Annotated in this window: 14 protein-coding genes; 7 read left to right on the plus strand and 7 right to left on the minus strand. The window is 62.3% G+C overall.

From position 1 onward, the window contains the following. Position 1: 1 nt before the first annotated feature. The 7 genes from IVB47_RS12365 to IVB47_RS12395 all read right to left on the minus strand — a co-directional run bounded on the left by IVB47_RS12365 (position 2) and on the right by IVB47_RS12395 (position 6,070). Positions 2 to 2,362 carry a hypothetical protein gene (locus IVB47_RS12365; protein WP_247461836.1) on the minus strand — a complete coding sequence of 787 codons (2,361 nt, stop codon included), beginning with the start codon at positions 2,360 to 2,362 and terminating at the stop codon, positions 2 to 4. Between the two features lie 7 nt (positions 2,363 to 2,369). After that, entirely contained in the window at positions 2,370 to 3,092 is a 723-nt protein-coding gene (locus tag IVB47_RS12370; protein WP_247461839.1) for a hypothetical protein, read from the minus strand. 329 nt (positions 3,093 to 3,421) lie between these two features. Then, on the minus strand, positions 3,422 to 3,613 hold the full coding sequence (locus IVB47_RS12375) for a hypothetical protein (RefSeq protein ID WP_247461841.1): 192 nt from the start codon (positions 3,611 to 3,613) through the stop codon (positions 3,422 to 3,424). 108 nt (positions 3,614 to 3,721) lie between these two features. Next, positions 3,722 to 3,988, minus strand: a complete 267-nt coding sequence (locus IVB47_RS12380; protein WP_247461843.1) for a hypothetical protein — start codon at positions 3,986 to 3,988, stop codon at positions 3,722 to 3,724. A gap of 95 nt (positions 3,989 to 4,083) precedes the next feature. Further along, on the minus strand, positions 4,084 to 4,674 hold the full coding sequence (locus IVB47_RS12385) for a hypothetical protein (RefSeq protein WP_247461845.1): 591 nt from the start codon (positions 4,672 to 4,674) through the stop codon (positions 4,084 to 4,086). 89 nt (positions 4,675 to 4,763) lie between these two features. Next, positions 4,764 to 5,579, minus strand: a complete 816-nt coding sequence (locus IVB47_RS12390; RefSeq protein ID WP_247461847.1) for a metallophosphoesterase — start codon at positions 5,577 to 5,579, stop codon at positions 4,764 to 4,766. Positions 5,580 to 5,584: 5 nt separating this feature from the next. Beyond that, positions 5,585 to 6,070 (minus strand): hypothetical protein, encoded by a 486-nt coding sequence (locus IVB47_RS12395; protein WP_247461849.1) that lies wholly within the window; start codon positions 6,068 to 6,070, stop codon positions 5,585 to 5,587. A 306-nt stretch (positions 6,071 to 6,376) separates the two neighbouring features. On the opposite strand from IVB47_RS12395, the gene IVB47_RS12400 reads away from it, so the two are divergent. From IVB47_RS12400 to IVB47_RS12430, 7 genes are read left to right on the plus strand one after another with little or no spacing between them, the layout of a single operon-like run. After that, positions 6,377 to 6,574, plus strand: a complete 198-nt coding sequence (locus tag IVB47_RS12400) for a hypothetical protein (protein ID WP_247461850.1) — start codon at positions 6,377 to 6,379, stop codon at positions 6,572 to 6,574. A gap of 8 nt (positions 6,575 to 6,582) precedes the next feature. After that, positions 6,583 to 7,161: a BrxE family protein gene (locus tag IVB47_RS12405; RefSeq protein ID WP_247461853.1), complete on the plus strand. Its 579-nt coding sequence runs from the start codon at positions 6,583 to 6,585 to the stop codon at positions 7,159 to 7,161. Next, the gene (locus IVB47_RS12410; protein ID WP_346730790.1) at positions 7,158 to 7,928 is read left to right on the plus strand and encodes a BrxA family protein; all 771 of its coding nucleotides are present in this window, start codon (positions 7,158 to 7,160) and stop codon (positions 7,926 to 7,928) included. Before IVB47_RS12405 ends, IVB47_RS12410 begins: the two co-directional genes overlap by 4 nt. Next, positions 7,925 to 8,500 carry a BREX protein BrxB domain-containing protein gene (locus IVB47_RS12415; RefSeq protein WP_247461857.1) on the plus strand — a complete coding sequence of 192 codons (576 nt, stop codon included), beginning with the start codon at positions 7,925 to 7,927 and terminating at the stop codon, positions 8,498 to 8,500. Before IVB47_RS12410 ends, IVB47_RS12415 begins: the two co-directional genes overlap by 4 nt. 3 nt (positions 8,501 to 8,503) lie before the next feature. Next, on the plus strand, positions 8,504 to 12,046 hold the full coding sequence (gene brxC / locus IVB47_RS12420; protein WP_247461860.1) for a BREX system P-loop protein BrxC: 3,543 nt from the start codon (positions 8,504 to 8,506) through the stop codon (positions 12,044 to 12,046). Between the two features lie 10 nt (positions 12,047 to 12,056). Next, on the plus strand, positions 12,057 to 16,217 hold the full coding sequence (gene pglX / locus IVB47_RS12425) for a BREX-1 system adenine-specific DNA-methyltransferase PglX (RefSeq protein WP_247461863.1): 4,161 nt from the start codon (positions 12,057 to 12,059) through the stop codon (positions 16,215 to 16,217). Between the two features lie 2 nt (positions 16,218 to 16,219). Further along, on the plus strand, positions 16,220 to 18,784 hold the full coding sequence (locus IVB47_RS12430; protein ID WP_247461865.1) for a PglZ domain-containing protein: 2,565 nt from the start codon (positions 16,220 to 16,222) through the stop codon (positions 18,782 to 18,784). Position 18,785: the final 1 nt, after the last annotated feature.

Genomic DNA, 18,785 nt, shown 5'->3' on the forward strand with positions numbered 1-18,785 from the left:
ATCAGTCCTTGGCCGTCCAGCCGCGCTTGAGGCCCGGACGCCGTCCCCGGGCACGCTTGAGGCCGGCCTGGCGCGTCGGGGAACGCTTGGAGGTGGGCGTCGGTGTCCGGCCGGGCTTGGACGGCTTTCTGCCACCGGCGGGGCGCTGCGAGGGGGCGGAGGACGCGCGGGTGGACTTGGTCGGCTTCCGCTTCGCACCGGCGCGCCGGCGAGCTTTCGTCCGTTTGGCCGCCTTTCGTCGACGGCGGACAGGAGGAAGATCCGAAGCAACCGGGATCGCGCTCTCGTAGACGTCCACCGAAGGTTCAGGCGCCGTTTCGTCGAGTTCGTCGGGATAGTCGGCGAAGATCCGCATCTGCATCTCGGCCGCCAGCAGGGCCTTGCGGCGGATCGGGCTGTCGTCGATCTGGGCGCGCTTGCGTCCGATTTCGGAGGTACGTTCGATCTCCATGATGGCGGCGTTGATGATCGGGCCGGTGATGGTCTTCTCGGTATGGGCCATCTTCTTGCGCATGGCAGCCTCCGCAGCGATCCAGGTTTCGGCGTCGACGCCGTCGAACTCCGGTGGCGCCTTCACGGTGAGCCAGGCCGTCCCGATCTTGACCGAGATCGCGCCGAGATTGGCCGGGTGCACGCGGCATTCCATTTCGACGCCGCCGACCTTGACGCGGTGCTCATGCAGCGCGCGCGAGCGGTACTGGATATTGAGGAAGCGGATGCCGCCGGACGTGAGGACGCGCTTGAGGTCGATGCCGAACACGTTGCGCAGCTTGTGGCTGTCGGGCGGCGGCAGTACGCCGTGCTTTTTGGTGAGACGCAGATAGCATTCGCGCGGTGTCTCGCCGCCGAGTGCCTTGAGCGGCGTGTTGTGGTGGCGATCGACGACGTAGCGCACTAGGACTTGCCCGAGCTCTTCGACCCTCGTGCCGGCGCGGGCGTCGGGATCGTAGTCGCCTTTGGCGACGACATCGCTGAAAGTCCGGCCTTCGAACCAGGAGATGACGCGCTGATCGAGCGTGCGGAACAGGCGTTCGATCATGCCGCGGAAGTGCGGCAGGCCGCCCGGCGGAATCTCGAAATCAACCTTGAGATCGCGCAGGACGCTGCGGATCTCGCTGTTGTTGAAGGCGGGACCGCCGTCGAAGAAGATCATCTCCATGATGCCGTAGATGTCGTAGGGGGTCTGGCAGTTCGCGGCGTCGGCGAAACGCTTCTTGTCCGACACCGCCATCTCGATCAGACGGACGGCGCTTTCGACGCTGGCGGTTCGCGACAGGGTCATTGCGAGCACGCAGTGCGTCCGCCGGCAGATCGCGGCGCCGAGCACCATGCGCACCTTCTGAAGCTTCCGCCGGGAGGGGCGGTTCAGTCGGGTCCAGACGCCCGTTTTGGTCAAGATGGTTCGGAGACCGACGTTCCAGTGGTCGATCTCGACCTGCTGCAAGGGCCGCAGCACGTCGACGATGCCGTCCCCGTAGGCACGTGCCTGCCGCAGCGCCTCATCCGGGCCTTCGCGACCCGCAAGTTTCTCGAACCAGTCCATATCGTCGATCTCCCTTTTGAGCCGCCCGTAGGACGGGATGCCCAACGGGGGCTTGCCTTCCTTCTTGCGCTTCGGATTGATCACTTTCTCGATCTCAGCCTTCATCGAGCAGCGCAGACCGTTGACGCTGGGCTTGTTACGGCTGGCGAAGCGCCGGGCGTAGTTCGCGACGATCGTTACGAGATCCTCGGCCAGCCGCTCGTCGAAGTTGCCGCTCTTGTATTTGCGCGAACGCAGCACCAGCGGATCGCGATCCGCGTCGACGTACGCGTTCACCCACTCGAGGAAAGCCTTCGGCCCGGGCGGGTCGAAGAACATCTTCAGCCGCCCCGCGTAACTGCGCCGGCCATTGTCGGCGATCCGGCTGTGGCGAAGCCGGATGATCTTGTCCAGACGAGTGATAACCTTCTTGAGGGGGGCGCCGCGGGTGACCGTCTTGGGGTAGAGGTTTTCCAGCCGCTCGAACTCGCGGATGAGATCTTCCTTCCACATGATTGACTGCCGTTCCTCGAACGGCAGTTCCTTCAAGTCGGCAACGCCCGCCCGCAGCCGCGCCTTCATGGCGCCGGTCGCGTAGTAGTGGCGGTCGTGGCGGAAGCTCGCCTTGGATGCTTCGACGCGCATCTCGGCGTGCGAGATTTCGCGCTTGATCTTAAGATCGTGCTTGGCTTGGAGAATGTGGCCGTCATCGTTCGTGAAGAACGGCCGGTAGTCGATGTCGTCGGCCAGGATTATCCGGTCGTCGTCCCCGAAGCGCATCCGCTCGGGCTGTCCGAGGGCGCCGTGGATGGGGCCGGGAATGTTGCGGACCTTCACCATAGCACGGTCAGCCCTCGGTTCCGGCCGGTATCACCACTGCCGAATAGTCGATGAGCCGGCGCTGGGTCATGCGCAGGTGGCCGGCGGCGATTGCGCGCACCGTGGCATTGAAGCCGTAGCCCCCCAGCTTGGAACGCGAGACCAGATCGGCGATCGAAGCGGGGCCCTTCATGCGGCGGATCAGCTTCAGGACGATCTCGTCGTCCTTGGGAAAATCCTCGCGGGCGATGGCGTGCATCAGCTCGGCGTTGTAGAGATCGGCCCTCGTGTACATGCGCTCGGTCAGCACCAGGAGCTGGTCGGCGGTACGGGGCGAGATCTGGCGAACGAGAACTGCGTGCAGTTCCCGGATGCCCGACCGCTTGACCATCGCCGCCGGCTTGAAGTCCACCGCGATCTTCTTGCCGTCGGTCCGGAACACCGTGAGGTCGAAGGTGTGCGGATGCACCACGCCGTTGGCGTCGACGTACTCGACCTGGGGCGATTGCTCGACTACGCGCAGGGTGTCCGGCCTGGCCCGCAGCACCAGCGTGCCCTTGCGTTCCGCCCGGGCTTCGCTTTCGACCGCGGTGTCGTCGATGATCGCGACGCCTCGGCTCGAAGCCTTCGAGGCGAACTTGAAGTGTCGCTTGCCGCGGCTGCGCCCGGTCGGCGTCCACCATTCCGGCGAGGGAACCGGGGGTCGCACCGCCGTATTCGGCTTCAGGTACTGCTTCAGCGTCATCGTCATCGGGCAGGCGCCTCCGGGCAAACCTTCGCCGTCCGCCGGAAAGAGAGTCCGTCGCTTGGGCGGTGAATTCCGTGGATCTGTGGAGAGAAGCCCGAAGAGCCGTTGCCTTGCCGGCGCCGATCTGGTCTGGTGCCGGCTCTGTGGTGGTCGTGCTTTTTCGGGTTCCTCTTCCGAGGTTTCTAAGATTGCTCGTCCCCAACGAAGGCGGTCAGTTCCGGCTGGCCGCCTTTTCGTTGAGTGGTGGTCTCCTTCAGGTTTCCCGGCACGCGGGTTTTGGTTTATCTTGAGGTACCGGAGCGCGATCGCCACTGGCAAGACGGTCCCTGCAGTTAGATTTGGCCGGCCAGGCCGACTCGAACGGCGATCGGCGGCGGCCCTCGACTTGGTCGGACCAGCTCGGGAAAATTCGAATCCTTGAAAATTTGTCCGTCCGCCTGATCTCCTCCGATCGACGAATTTTCGCCACGCGGCCGCGGGAGCAAAATCGATTCAGACGAGTCCTTGAAATCCTGCACGCTCATTAGGTCTCCTCCGGCTGCCTTGGACTGCTCTACGACAACGTGTTTCCGGTCCGTCGCTCGATCGGCGATCGCACAGCCAGCCGCCCGCACGAATCCTGTGGACAACGGTCATAGTGGCTCCCAGTCGGCGGTTTCGATCGCGGCCGCAGCCGCCTCAATCAGTTTCCAGACGGACTGGCGCCGGTCGTGACCGAACAGGATGCACTCGCCGGTGCGCGCCGCAGTGCCGGTCAGCGGGTTGGCCGCCTCCATGGCCAGCAGGTGATAGCTCGAGATGTCTGCCAAGTCGGAGATGTTGGATATCTGGACCGTTCCGATGGATCGCCGCAGCGGCTCGACTCCTCCGGGGATCAGATCGACGGTTATGACGAGCATTCCGTTGCCTCCTCGTTGCTGATGTCGGTCGGCCTCAGCCGGCCGCTTCGATTTCCGCCGCCGGCGACGGGGCGCGCGATACCCGGGCGTCCGGCTCATGAGCGGGCTCCCACCATCGTCGCCGGACCGAGCGGTCGAGAAAGAAGGTCGAGTTCGAGAAGATCGGCGCAGGCGAGCGCCAGCACCGCCGGCGTCGGATCGCGGTCCGTCCGGATGCCCTTCAGGAGGCGGCCGAGCTGCATCGGGCCGTCGTCGACGAGTAGCTGAAGGATGCCCATGCGCAGCCCGATCGGAACGAGGATGCCGTTGTAGGACCAGACCAGGCGGGCGTTGGCGTAGCGGGGCTCCCGCCGCAGGTCCTCGGCGGTGACGGTCAGGGTCAGGAGACCTTGTTCGGAAAAGGCGATCAGGGCGAGACCTTCGTCCTCGATGTCGCGGATCTTCCGGGCCGGAACGACATCAAGCAGGTAGCGGCCGTCATCCCGCTGCAGGATGACGGCGTCGAGATCTACCGGCTCGGACGCAACAACCGTCGACGGGATGTAGATGATCGAACGGACCGCCGGATCCAGGGACGATTGAACAAGCGCTTCCCGAAGCGCGGGATGTCGCGCGGGGATGGCGGTCGCGGTCTTGGCCGAAACGAATAGGTCGGGGCCGATGGCGCCCGGATTTCTTTTGAACATGAGACACTCGAAACCGAAGGAAGGGCAGGGCGGCACGGCGGATCGATGTGTTTCGAGTGGTCGTCGGCGTCGGTCATGGCTGCCCTCCCTCAGATTTCGATGACGTAGTGCGGGTCGAACCGCGGATTGTCCCAAGTGGTCTGCCCGACGTTCGGGCCGTAGCCCTTCGCATTGCTGACCAGCAACGAGGTCCCGACCAGATCCTGGAACGAGGTGTGTGTGTGGCCGTAGATCCAGAGGTCCGCGGGTCGCAGCGCGCCGCGTCCGTCGTCGGGCCCGGGCACCATGAGGTGCGTCAGGTCGCTGCGGTAGGCCGCTTCCAACAGGTCCGACGGGGGCGCCTGGTACGGGTCGGGCTGGGCCCGGTGCGGGGCATGGTGGGTCACGATCACCAACGGCCCGGAGCGCTCTTTACGGAGTTCAGCCTCGAGGAAATTGCGGGATTCCGTGTGGCGGGCCAGGGCGTGGTGCGGCCGAAAACGCTGGCTGTACCTCTTCGTTCTGATATGCCGGAAATCATTCATCCGGTCGCCGGCGACTATCATTGCGCGGCGCTGCTCGCCCAGCAGCGCGAAATCGACCCAAAGGGTCGCTCCCGCGAACGTGACGGAGCCGATGCGCACGGTCTCGTTCTGGAGCACGTGGACGGAAGTGCCCGCAGCGGCTGCCTTCGCCTTTTCGACGCCCCGGCGCTCGTCCCCGCCGTAAAATTCATGGTTGCCGGCGACGTATACGACCGGTCGATCCGGCACCCTCTCGGCGAGCCACCTCACTCCGCGCTCCATCCTCGGAATGAGGTCGCCGGCGATCACCAAAACGTCGAACTCTGGGCGGTCGGAGCCCGAAGGCAGATCCCAGCCTTGGGTCAACTCGAGGTGGAGGTCGCTGAGGATCCAGAGACGCATGCGGGCTACTCCTCGATGCTCAAGGAGCCCGGATCAACGTCGACGAAGGCGTCCGCCTCGCGGTCGTAGCGGCGGCAAGAGACGATGCGGGTCCCGCCTTCGACCATCTTCCGAACAATGTGGAGGTTCTCGCAGCCCGGCCTGACCGGCACCGGGTCGCCATCGGCGTGCTCGGCGCAGGCGGTTGCGAGCCAGCCGCCGCGGTCATGAAGACGACCGGCCGCTCCACAGACCTCGCAGGTGCAGGCGCTGCGGGCCTCGGCCAGGTCAATCGCCTCCTCAACGCGGGCGCTCGCTTCCGGAGATAGCCGCCCTGTCCAGTAAGCGCGTAGGCTGCCGTACTTCTCCTTGATTTGAGTAAAATGAAACTGGTCGTCCTCGTCGAGGAGGTGCTCGATCCGGACGCAGCAGCGCTGCAGGAGGTCGCGCCAGCCTTCGCCGCACTCGGGATAGCCATGGCCGCCGTGGAAGAGGCGCGGGTGCGCCGCCATGAATTCCGTCCGCCAGTCTCGCACTACGCACGCCATACCAACCCCCAGCACCACAAAGGTTATGAACAGAACAAAGCAGGAACATTAACTCAAGTCAATAGTCCAGATAGACCTATTTCGTATAGGTCAATAGATAGGAACGTCTGCCGGGGCAAAATTGCCGAACTTTCAGTGGGATGTTACGTGTGAAATCGATCAAGGGTCGCCGATTGTCGGGGAAAGCGAAGAGGCCGCCGCGGCGGACTCTTGCCGCGACCCGCAACCCGTGTGACGATTCCTTGCGACGTACAACGCGCGGGAAGGGTGATGGCGGAAAAGAAACCGGCGGCAAAAAGGGGAAGAAAGCCCCCGGACGGCACCAAAAAACAGTTTCTATCGTCGATGGATCCGGAGGTCATCCGGGGCATCAAGGTCGCCGCCGCGTCGCTGGACACGACCGCAAGCCAGGTTCTAGAAACGGCCGCCAAAGAGTGGCTGGAGCGGCACCGCGCCGTGAAACGGTAGCGGACGCCATGGCGGCGGCGGACACCTACAACGACATCGATCTGGCCTGGCTGATGAAGCTGCGGACCGTCGTCGCTCGCCTCGGCGAGATGGACTGCGGGCGCTGGTGGAATTCCGACGGTCAACTCGGACCCCAAGGTGCCTCGGTACTGCGGCGCGGGCTTCCGCGAACGCACCAGTTCGCGCAGGCGCGATCGGTTTGCACGATTGCCGGTTTGCGGTGTGCCCAGATTTTCGATTCGCCCGGCATCGTTACGCTTTGGCGGCTCACGGACGCGCTCGAAGAGCGTCTGGATGTCCTCTGGGAGGGATGGCTCGACGACGCCGCGAGTTGGCGGCCCTTTTTCGAGCGCGTCGCTCGCTTGCGACATACCGAAGTGCCGGCCGCGCTGAAAGATTTCGAGCTCGTTACCGATGACGAGATCGCCGCCAGCGCCAAGATCAAGAAAGCCGGCGACGGCCGTTCGATCATCGTCCCCGGCGTCTTTGACGAAAGGCGGCGCGCCGTCGTTCTGCTCGCCCTTTCCTTCGCTGCGGGCAGCCAAGGGAACTTGGTCGTTCCGTATGCGCGGAGGGCAGACGCGTGAAGCCCTCCCTCGAATGGTCGCAGCGGTTGCTCCGCAAGGGCGTTCTCGTGAAGGAGACCTACGAGGTCTTCGCCGGCTGGGATGACAAGCTCACCGAAAGCCAGAACCTGAAGGCGATGCTTTCCGGAAGGTTCTCTACTGCCGGGTGGGAGCGCGAGGTGGAATCGACGCTGCTCCGGCGGTTTCGTCACCTGGAGTTCCTTCGGCCGCTGATCGCGCTCGCCAAAAGCGGGATGTCGTTGGCGGATTGGCGAGACTGCCTGCGTCTTTGGATCGGCGCTACCGAACAGCCCTTCCACGACTTCGCCATTGCCTGGCTGTTCGCCGAGCATGAAAAGGGGCGCTATCAGATCCGGACCGAGGACGTTCGCGCGTTCTTCGAGAAGGTCGCGCTGACGCGTGGCCCGAAGGCCAAGCCGTTCTCCGACTACGCCAAACTGCGCGGCGCCCGTGACCTTCTCCGGATGGCGGCCGAACTTGGCATGTTGACTGGCTCCGGCCCCGTGAAGACCTTCGCGTCCATCGCGATGAGCGACGACGTGGTGATGTTCTATGCCCACATGATCGCCGACTTTGAGGGCAATTCGTCGAAGATGCCGGGAAGCAAGCTTTGGCGTCTGGCCTTTATGGCGCAGCCCGACGTCCATCTGGCTCTGCTGCGGCTTCACCAGTTCCGGCGGCTGAACTACGAGATCGCCGGCAACATCGTTCAGGTCGGCTTGCCCTACAAGAGCGCACTCGAATGCGCCGAAAGGGTCGCAGCATGACCGATTTCGAACGGCGTCTCCGTGACGATTTGGAGCCGATCCTCGGCTTGCCCGATCCCAGGGAAAAACTCAGCGCCTACCACGACATGCCGTACGCGATCTTCCGCTACGATCCGGAGCAGGAGTATCCGCTGCGGCGTGAACTGACGATGCTCCGGACGCGCCTGGTCCAGAAATCGAAGCGGGTGACCAAGATTTCCTTGGCGGAGTGCCTCAACGAGGCCATGGCCTCGATGCGCCCGATGGAGGATTGGTTCGAGGCCGAGCGCAACGGCACCGTCGAGGAGACCGTGCAGACGATCACGAACATCCTCGAGGACTATGCGCCCCTGGTCGACCTGGTGGCGAAGCGGATGCCGGCCGATCCGGACCCGCGCACCGATGTCGTGCTGATCAACCGAACGGGAGCGCTGTTCCCGGTTTACCGCACCTTCTCTTTGCTCGAGCAGCTGAAGGGGCGGGTCTTGGTGCCGACCATCCTGTTTTACCCGGGCGACCTCGATGGTGCGTCCGGGCTCCGTTTCATGGGCGTGCTCGATGCCGAGCATAACTATCGTCCTAAGATCTTTTGAGGAATGAACGCCGTGAACAAGATCGCAACCCTGTTCGACAATGACATCACTCGACAGATCGAGGAGGTCATCAAGGTCGACCAGACCTCTGCCGACATCATCGCCTCGGAAATCGACGAGTACGTCGTGACCGACGCGATCAAGAAGCACTTCGTCCGCGTGCTGGAGCGATATCAGGAAACGCCCCAGAAGCCGCACGATGGGATCGCCATCTGGATCTCCGGCTTCTTCGGTTCCGGCAAGTCCAGCTTCGCCAAGGTGCTGGGGCTGGCGATCGAAGACAGGAATATCCTCGGAACGCCGGCGGCAAAGCGGTTCGCGGCCCGCACCAACGACGCCAAGCTCAACGTCGTCCTCAACACCATCAACGAGAAGATCCCGACCCACACGGTCATCTTCGACGTCTCCACCGACCGCGGAATCAGGTCGGGCAATATGATGCTGACCGAGATCATGTATCGTCTGTTCCTCGAAAGCCTCGGCTACGCCAAGGATTTCGACCTGGCCGAGCTCGAGATCGCCCTGGAGGCGGAGGGGCGGTTCGAGGAGTTTACGGCGACATTCGAGGCCCTGCACAAGAAGGCATGGGACAAGCAGAAGAACATGACCATCTTCGCGCTCAACGAAGCGAGCGCGGTCCTGCACAAGCTCAATCCGGCGACCTATCCGATGGCGGACTCCTGGTCGAAAGGCCGGCCGAAGATGGACATCACGGCCGGCCGGCTGGCGGACCGCATCGTTGAGCTCATGAAGCGCCGCAAGGCTGACCACTCGCTGATTTTCGTCGTCGACGAGGTGGGGCAGTTCGTTGCCCGCGACACCCAGAAGATGCTGGACCTGCAGGCCATCGTGCAGCAACTCGGCATCAAGGGACGAGGCAAGTATTGGATCGCCGTCACCTCCCAGGAGCGCCTCAGCGAGGTCGTCAGCGGGCTCGACGATCGCCGGATCGAGCTTCCCAAGCTGATGGACCGCTTCCCGCTGCAGGTCCACCTGGAGCCGTCAGACATTTCTGAGGTCACGAGCCGTCGTGTTCTGAAGAAGAAATCCTCGGCCGAGGCGGTCCTTGGCAAGCTGTTCGACGACAACCGGGCCCGGCTCGATCTCAATTCGAAGATCACCGCAGACGTCACCTTCCCGGGCTTGTCCCGCGAGCGCTTCGTCGACCTTTACCCGCTCCTGCCGTACCAGATCGAACTGATCATCGACATCGTTTCCGGCCTCCGCATGCAGGGTGGCGCCAGCAAGCACGTCGGTGGTGCAAACCGCACCATCATCAAGCTGGCTCAGCAGCTGCTCATCAATCCGGCCACGATGGTGTCCGAGGCGCCGATTGGCACGCTTGTCCGCCTCGACCAGGTCTATGACCTCATCGAGGGCAATATCGCATCCGACATCCGTGCCAAGGTCATTTCGATCCCCAATAAGGTGAAGCCCCCGCTGGCCCAGGCCGTGGCGAAGGTGGTTTGCCTGCTCCAGTTCGCGAAGACGGTTCACCGCACCGCCGAGAACATCGCCGCCACGCTCATCGACCGGGTCGACGCCGACTCTAGGTTGACGGAAGTCCGCGAGGCGCTCGCCGAACTCGAGAAGGCGCTTATGGTTAGGCAAGGCGAGGGCGGATACCGCATCCCGACGCCGGCGGAGGACGACTGGGATCTCACCCGCTCCTCGATCGAGGCCAAGCGCGCGGACGAGAAGCGTATCTACGCCTCCGTTATTTCCAGCTCTTTCTGGGCGCCGCAGCCCGGGTTCACCCTTGGCGATGCCAAGGTGTTCAAGGCCGGCTTGATGGTCGGCGGCAACGAAGAGGTTGGCGGCGACATCATGTTCCATGTCGAACTCGCCGAAAGCACGAAGGAGGCGGAGAAGGACGCCGAGAACCTCCGGACGCGGAGCCAGCTGGAGCCGAAGGCTGTCTTCTGGTCGGTGACGATTGACGACGAAGTCCGGCGGGAGATGCGCGAGGCGTTCCGCTCGGACGAGATGATCAAGCGCAAGACGCGCGGCGCGACCACCGCCGACGAGACGGCCCTGATCGCAGAAGAGAAGGTGCGTCACCGGAACCACCTGCAGGAATTGCAGCGGCGCCTGAAGGCCGCGTGCCTGGCCGGCAAAGTATACTTCAACGGCAACGATCGCAGTCCGTCCGGAACGGTGTCGGAGGTGGGAAAAGCGGTATCGGCAGTGCTCGAGCAGGTTCTGCCCGACGTCTACAACCGCTTTTCGGAAGCCTCCGCCAAGAAGACCGACGTCACCAGGGGCATCGACGCGCTCTTGAGCGCGGAAAACCTCTCGGGCCTGCCGCATGTCTTCACGCACCTTGAGCTTCTCCGGGACGAACAGAACAAGCGCGTCTTCAAGACCGACGTCGTACCGCTGTCGGTCATCATGGCCAAGATCACAGAGCGCGCGGCGTACGGCGAACAGGCCACCGGCAAGTTCCTCGAAGTCGAATTCCAGAAACCTCCATTCGGATGGGATTTCGACGTCATCAGGCTTCTGACGCTGGCCCTGCTGCGCGCCGGCGCGATCGAGGTGACGTCCAAGGGGCAGGCGATCGAGCAGGCGACCAGCACCGCGGCCAAGGAGTGCTTCTCCGGAAACAACCTCTTCCGCGCAGCGAGCTTCCGGCCCAAAAAGGGTATCGACTTCAAGGTTATCGCCGAGGCCGGTGACAACTACCGCGACACGTTCGGGGACGACGTCAAGGAGCTTGCCGCAGCGCCGATTGCCGCCGAGATCAGGAAGGCGGTCGAACGTCATGAAGAGGCTCTCGACGGCGTCCTGGGCACGATGCGCAGCGCGAAGCTACCCGGGGTGGACTTTATCGATGCCGCGGTCAGCCAGATGCGCGGGATCCGCCGCGGCAATGAAGAGAACGCCATTCTGTCGTTCAACGCGTCCCACAAGAACATCAAGGACGCCATCCAGCGCGGAGCCGACCTCGCGAAGGCCCTGACCGATACCGCGCTGAAGGACATCGAACACGCCCGGGGCGCGGTGTCGACCATGCCGACCCTGGTCGAGGAACCGGACCTTGATCCCGGCTTCGTCGAGAAGGGCAGCCTGCTGGAGGACCTGCTCAAGCGCGAAACGTTCTTCCGTGAACTGGGCCCCATCGCGCAAGCCGCGACAGCGATCAACGGCGAGTACAAGCGCCGGTACAACGAGGCGCTCGACGGAAGGGTCAAGGCCTACTTGGGCGCTCTCCAGTCGCTCTCGAAGGAACCCGGTTGGGAGCGTTTGGATGAGGCGCAGCGGGACGAAATCTCGCGCCACCTTCATCAATGTGCGGACAAGAACTGGAACAACCAGACCATCCGCCACCTGAGGTCCGAGACCGAGCTCTGCGAAAGCCGGCTGGCCGCCGCCGTGGCGAAGATGCATCAGGTCCTGGAAGGCGAACGCCTGGCCACGGTTTCGGTGGGCCAGTTCTTTTCCGGCGGCATCGAAACCGAGGAGCAGCTTGACCAGGCCCTGGGCGGCATCCGGGATGAGTTCTCCCGCCTCATCGGTGAGGGCAAGAAGGTCATGGTAAAGTGAGCATTCGCTGATGGACAAGGAGACCAGAAACGCAATCGAACGCGCAACCCAGAAGGCCCGGCGACTCCTTGAGCAGGATTTTGCCGAGCAGCTGGACGGCGTTTTCGACGTGCGGCCTGATGGTCGGGTTGCCGGCAAGGGCGGTGCGCATCTCACCGGTCGTCAGCAGCTTCAGCGCGACAAAATCGTCGCCGCCATCGAGCACAAGCGCAATGCCGGGATGAAGCCGGAGGAGGCCGTTGCGGACTACGTCCGGGATGCCGCCTTCACGGCGCTGAACCGGTTCGCGGCCTTGAAAATGCTGGAGGCGCGCGATCTGGTCCAGGAATGCGTCAGTCGGGGCGACAATTCCACCGGATTCATCGAATTCTGCGGCCTGGCGCCAGCGCTGAAGACGGCCGACGGCGCCGGCTATCGGCTCTACATCGAGAGCATCTTCGACGAGCTCTCGACCGAGGTGAAGGTTCTGTTCGACCGGCGTGACTCGGCTTCGGTGCTTTGGCCGACCAAGCTCGCCTTCGACGATCTGCTGGCGATCCTCAATCACGCCGACTTGGCCGACGTTTGGCCGGAAGACGAGACGATCGGCTGGATCTATCAGTTCTTCAACTCTGACGAAGAGCGTCGGCAGATGCGCGTAGCCTCGCAGGCACCACGCAACACCCGCGAACTCGCGATCCGAAACCAGTTCTTCACGCCGAGGTACGTCGTCGAGTTCTTGACCGACAATACGCTGGGCCGCCTATGGGACGAGATGCGCAAGGGAGACACGACACTCGCGCAAGTCTGCAAGTATATGATCCGGCGCCCGGGCGAGACCTTCGTCGACGAGAGCGGTTACGATTTGCCGGATGCCATCCCGGACGATTTGACTCAAGATGAACTCTGGCAACGTCAGATTCGCCTTCCGCATCGCCCGCAGAAGGATCCACGGGACATACGTATTCTAGATCCGGCCTGCGGGTCGGGTCACTTCCTGCTCTACTGCTTTGTTCTTTTGCTGACGATCTATGAGGAGGCCTGGTCAGACGCAAAGTCACCAGCCAGCGAAGCGACCGGCAGGACGTTACGACAGGATTTCGCAACGCTCGAAGATCTGCGCCGCGCCTTGCCGGGACTGATCCTTCGTCACAATCTTCACGGCGTAGACATTGACGCTCGTTGCGCCCAGATTGCACAGCTCGCCCTTTGGATGCGAGCCCAGCGCGCGTATCGAGATTTTGGCATTCCGCGTTCCGAACGCCCCGTCATTCGTCGCGTCAACATCGTCATTGCCGAGCCGATGCCGGGCGAGAAGGAGCTCCTGACCGACTTCCTTGGCTGGCTGAAGGAGGATCGGCTTGAAGTCCTGCTCCGACGTACCCTCGAAATTCCTCTTGGACAGAGAGTGACTGCTACTAAGGCCATGGCGGACAGTCTGGCCAATCTCGTCACCACGGTGTGGGACGGCATGAAGTTGGCGGGCGAGATGGGCACGTTGCTCAAGCTCGAACAAGACCTCGCTCGCGCGGTCGAGAAGGGTCGCAGCGAGTGGGACGATCGGCTGCCACTCTTCCGCGTCGCCGAGTACGGCATCGGCGAGCATGCGAAGGGGAAGTTGCCTGAAGTTGTCTCCGGCCCCCAGCAGGATTTCTGGACGAAGGCAGAGAGCCTCGTTCTGCAGGCCTTGGCAGAGTGCGCTGATGAAGCATCAAACTTGGGGGCGGCTCGCAGTCAGCTCTTTGTGGAAGATACAACGCAGGGGTTTGCTTTCGCAGACCAGCTCTTCCGACGCTATGATGTTGTGCTAATGAATCCGCCGTTCGGCGATCCTCCCGTTAACGGGAAAAAGTACACTTTTGCCAACTACGGAAATGCGAAAACCGAACTGTATGCGGCATTTATCGACAGGGCGCTTGAGCTTGCGCCTTCTGGGCTCGTTGGATGCCTCGCGTCGCGTACGGGTTTTTTCCTTACCTCACTCGAGCGGTGGAGGCGGGAATCGCTTCTAGGTGAGCAGCGGGGCGCCACTCTATTTCTTGACCTAGGAGAGGGCGTTCTCGATGCCGCCGTTGAGTGCGCATGTGTCGTAATAGGACGTTCCACGTCTGAGGTCCTGTGCGGTGAGGCGAGTGGCGCGTCCCGTGAAGACGATCTGAAAGAGATCCAGCAGGCGCAGGGCCAATCGTCACCGCCACGTGGGTGGCGATGCATGCCGCGCGCCGGGCTGGCAAAATTACCGGGCGCAACGTTTGCGTACCGTCTGCCGACGTCGCTCGTTTCTCTTTACGCCGGGCTTCCAACTCTTGCCCAACGCGGATTTGTTGCCAAGCAAGGAATTGGGACGTCAGACAATTTCCGATTCTTGAGGCTGCGCTGGGAAGTGCCGTGCAGCGGCCCAAAAGGGTGGCTGCGATACTCTAAAGGAGGAGGCTTCTCCCCCTACTTCAGCGATAGCGATCTCCTCTTGAATTGGGAAGATGACGGCGCTGAGGTAAAGGCGTATAGCGCCCATCTGTACGGGTCGTGGTCCAAGCAGATCACGAACACTCAGTTCTTCGGCAAGCCCGGCCTGACATATTCGTCGCGTACACACCGGGAATTTGCGCCTGCGATCCAACCCGTGCCCTCCGCGTTCGATACGAAGGGCTGCTGCATTTTCGCTGAGGGCGATGTGGCAGAGCGCACGTGGTGCATCTTAATGGGCATGACGAACTCTCGCATTTTTGGCGGCCTTCTACGCGTCGGGCTGGCGCGAGCGAGTGCTGGTTTGGCGCGCCAGTATAACGAATCGTTGGTGATGGCCATGCCTGTGCCGGAGCTGACCGTGCAGCCGGAGTTGGATGATCGCGTACGCGAAGCCCATCGACTTCACCACGTTATCGAGTCCACACACGAGACGAGCTCGTCGTTTGACTCGGTCCCGTGGTTGCAGGTGATGCACGAAGAAAATCCAGTCAGTGCAATTGCCGACCTTCATCGCGCACTAAGGAATGATTGGGAACGCCAGATACCGTGCGCCGTCGCCGTCGATCGCGCCGCCCTGGCGGCCTATTATCCCGCGCAAGGCGCGCCCAAGGAGGTGATTGACTATTTAGATTCCGAAATCGGACAAATCCCGGTCGCGATATCAGACACGAGGAAATCCGGGTTTTGGGATCCGATTCGCAGTAGTCAGTTTTTTGAGGGAAATGAAGATACAGAAGAAGAACAAAGGCGCGTTGCCCATGCTGTACTGAGCGCTGCCTTCGGCGTCGTCGCGGGACGGTGGCCCGCCGTGACGGCGGGTTCGCAGCCGGCCGCAATGGGCGATGATCTGTTGACCTATTCGACGAATGGCGTTGTCGGGGTCGACGATAAAGGGCATCCTGCTGACGTAGTTATGCGGCTTCAAGAACTGTGTGTCGCTCCGGATGGAGTAGATCGGATCGCGGCCTATGGATCAGAACTCGGCGCCAACGATCTACGCGCGTATTTGCGCTACGAGTTCTTTCCGACGCACGTTCAAGTTTACTCGGCTAACAAACGCAAAGCTCCAATCTATTGGCAGATCGCAACCACGAGCGGTCGATACGCAGTCTGGTTGTACATCCACAAGCTAACGAGCAACACTCTATACGTCGTGCAGAACGATTGCATTGCGCCAAAGCTCGCCCATGAGCAGCGGCAGCTCGATCAACTGCGTGTTGAGGCAGGTCCCAATGGCGCACGCGGAAAGGAAATCGAGGAGCAGGAGCTATTTGTCCAAGAGCTGAAAACTCTCCTGGAAGATGTCAATCGCGTAGCGCCATTGTGGAATCCGGATCTCAAAGATGGCGTTATCATAAACTTTGCGCCTCTCTGGCGTTTAGTTTCTCAGAATCGAACGTGGCAGAAGGAGCTTCGGTCGACCTGGGATGCGATCGTCGCTGGCCGGTACGATTGGTCTCATCTCTCCATGCGTCTTTGGCCTGAGCGAGTGTTGCCGAAGTGTGCAGTAGATCGGAGTGTCGCCGTTGCCCACGGGCTTGAAAAAGTATTCTGGTACGAGGATGAGAATGGGAAGTGGCGGCCGTACGATAAGCCAAAGACGTCGATCCCGGACCTGATCCGTCAGCGGACGTCGCCGACCGTCAAAGCCGCGCTAAAAGCCGTGATTGAGGCGCCAGACGTAACGTCTGGTCATAAACGCACTCGTAAATCGGCAGCCTGAAAATGCATCCGCTCCACCAATACATCGCCGGCCAGATTAGCGACCGCGTCAAAGAGCGCCGGGTTGTCGTCATGTACGACAAGCGAGGGGAATTGCGTCCGTTCTTTGCTGAGCTTGTCAATACGCCGGAAATCGGCGGTGGACCCGTCGCCGTCAACTGCGGTCCGCGCAAGGTCTTCCTCTATGTATTCGATGGTTCGTTTCTCAAGGCTCGGCTCGCGGTAGAGGATCTGACGAGTGAAGACCAGCCGAACGACGTGGTGATCTACATTCCGGGTCTGGACCGGGACGCGAAAGGCTCCCTGCTGATGGAGCTCGAGAAGGCCGGAACCGTCTACCAGCACCCAGCACTTAAAATGCTCGCTCGGCTTGTCCTCCGGAAGCGCTTCACCGATGTGGCGCTTGACGAAATGCTGAAATCGGACAGCCTGACGTACGCCGACTTCGCGCGCATGACGAAGGACGAGACGGGGACCGAGGGCGCGTCCCTTCTCAAGAGCATCTTCGGCGGGTCTGACACGCTGGCCATTCTGACCACGTGGATCGGAGACACCGATAAAGACGGCGAGCTCGATAAGAAGGGAGCTCTTGGCGAGCTTCGGGCCGCTGCGCTGGCGCGACTTGGCTTGACGTTGCCGGCTGACGGGACAATCGACCGGATGCGTTCGATCAGCGCCCGATACGTGTTGGCGAACGAGTTTCGTCTCGATCTGGGCGACCAGGGCAGGAACGGGCCCGCAGCGACCTTGCTCAAGAACGTCCCGGAGCCCGGCACCGCAGACCAGCAAAAGGCCGCTCGGGAGGTGGCTAAGCGCCTTCGCGAGCGTCATCCTAAGGCTTTCGAGGTCCTCGCCGACGGCATCCAGTCCGAACTGGGCTTGTCGGCTGATACCGTGGACGGCCGCCAACTCGGAGCGATCGACACCTTCCGATTCGAAGAAGCTGCCGTCGTTGCGACCTGCTTCGATCTGATTGCTGAGGAAAAGTTCGCCGAGGCGAGCGGCTTGATGGCATCTCGCGAGGAGAGCTTCTGGGTCAATCTTGACGTCGGCCGAAAGACCGTATGGGCAGTCTGCCGGCTCATGGTCGACCTAGGCCTGGTTGCTGCCTCAGCCTGCGAGACGATCGCGAAATCCAACGGCAACCCCTCACTCTGGGTCGAACGCTACGTCTCAACCGGCGGCCACGGCTGGTACCTGCTTGATCACGCCCAGAGGCGCCTCGAAGGTTTCTTGGCGACGGTCGAGGATCCTATCGAAGAGCGCGCTGTAGCGAAGATTCGCGCGGTCTACGAGAACGCCGTCCGCCGGATGACCGACGGTTTCGTGAAGGCCTTCCAGAAGTCGGATTGGACCGTTCCAGGCGTCCTTCAGCAGACCCGCATCTGGTCCGACGTCGTCGCCAGTCGCCCGGTTCCGGTCGCGTACTTGCTCGTTGATGCGATGCGCTACGAAATGGGCCAGGAGCTCGTCGGGAGGCTGGCGCTGGCTACCGAGGTTGTCATCCGCCCTGCGATCGCGGCGCTGCCGTCCATCACCCCGGTCGGGATGGCGGCTTTGTTGCCAGGTGCCGCCGGCACATTCTCCGTCGTCACCTCGAAAGGGAAGTTTGGCGCCTCCGTCGATGGGGAATTTCTCCCCGATTTGGCAGCTCGACAGAAGTTCATTAAGTCGAGGGTGCCCCGCCTGGTCGATCTCGAACTCGACGAGGTCTTGTCCTCGAACCCCAAGGCACTGCAGAAGAAGATCGGTGAGGCCAAGATCGTCGTCGTGCGCTCCAGCGAAATCGACGGCGCCGGCGAGAACACCAGCACCTTCTATGCTCGGCGGATCATGGACCGGGTCGTGGAGGATCTGGCGCGTTGCCTTCAGCGCCTAGCCGCCGTCGGCATCGGCGAAGCGGTCATCACTGCCGACCATGGCCACCTGTTTTTTGCGGAAGACCGCGACCCGTCGATGCGCATCGATGCTCCCGGAGGGGAAACTGTCGATTTGCACCGGCGTTGCTGGATCGGAAGGGGCGGCTCGACGCCTCCGGGTTCAGTCAGGGTGTCGGGGCCAAAGCTTGGCTACAACTCTGACGTGGAATTCGCGTTTCCGACCAGTACCGCGGTCTTCAAGAGCGGCGGGGACCTCGCGTATCACCACGGCGGCCCGTCGATTCAGGAACTGGTGATCCCGGTCATCACCGCGAAGCTGAGCGGCGCGGGCGCCGCCAAGCCAGAAAAGAACGCGGTCACCGTTGCGCACGACTTCGATGCCGTCACCAACCGGATCTTTACGGTCCGGATCGAGCTTGGTGGGGCCTCGAAGAACCTGTTTGAGAACGCGCGGAAGCTTCGTCCGCTGGTGCTCTCCGGCGACAAGCCTGTCGCCCGCGCCGCCATTGCCACGGGCGCTGCGCTCGAAGACGGAAGTCTGACCCTCGGACCCGGCGTCCAGGCGAACGTGGCGTTCATGCTGACCGATGACCAGGTCAAGACCGTACGCATCCAGGTTCTCGACGCCGAGACTGATGCGGTCCTCTATTTGTCACCGAAAGACATTCCTGTTCGGTTGGGAGTTTGAG

Origin of the sequence: Bradyrhizobium sp. 62 (assembly GCF_023073035.1) — a bacterium.
GTDB lineage: Bacteria > Pseudomonadota > Alphaproteobacteria > Rhizobiales > Xanthobacteraceae > Bradyrhizobium.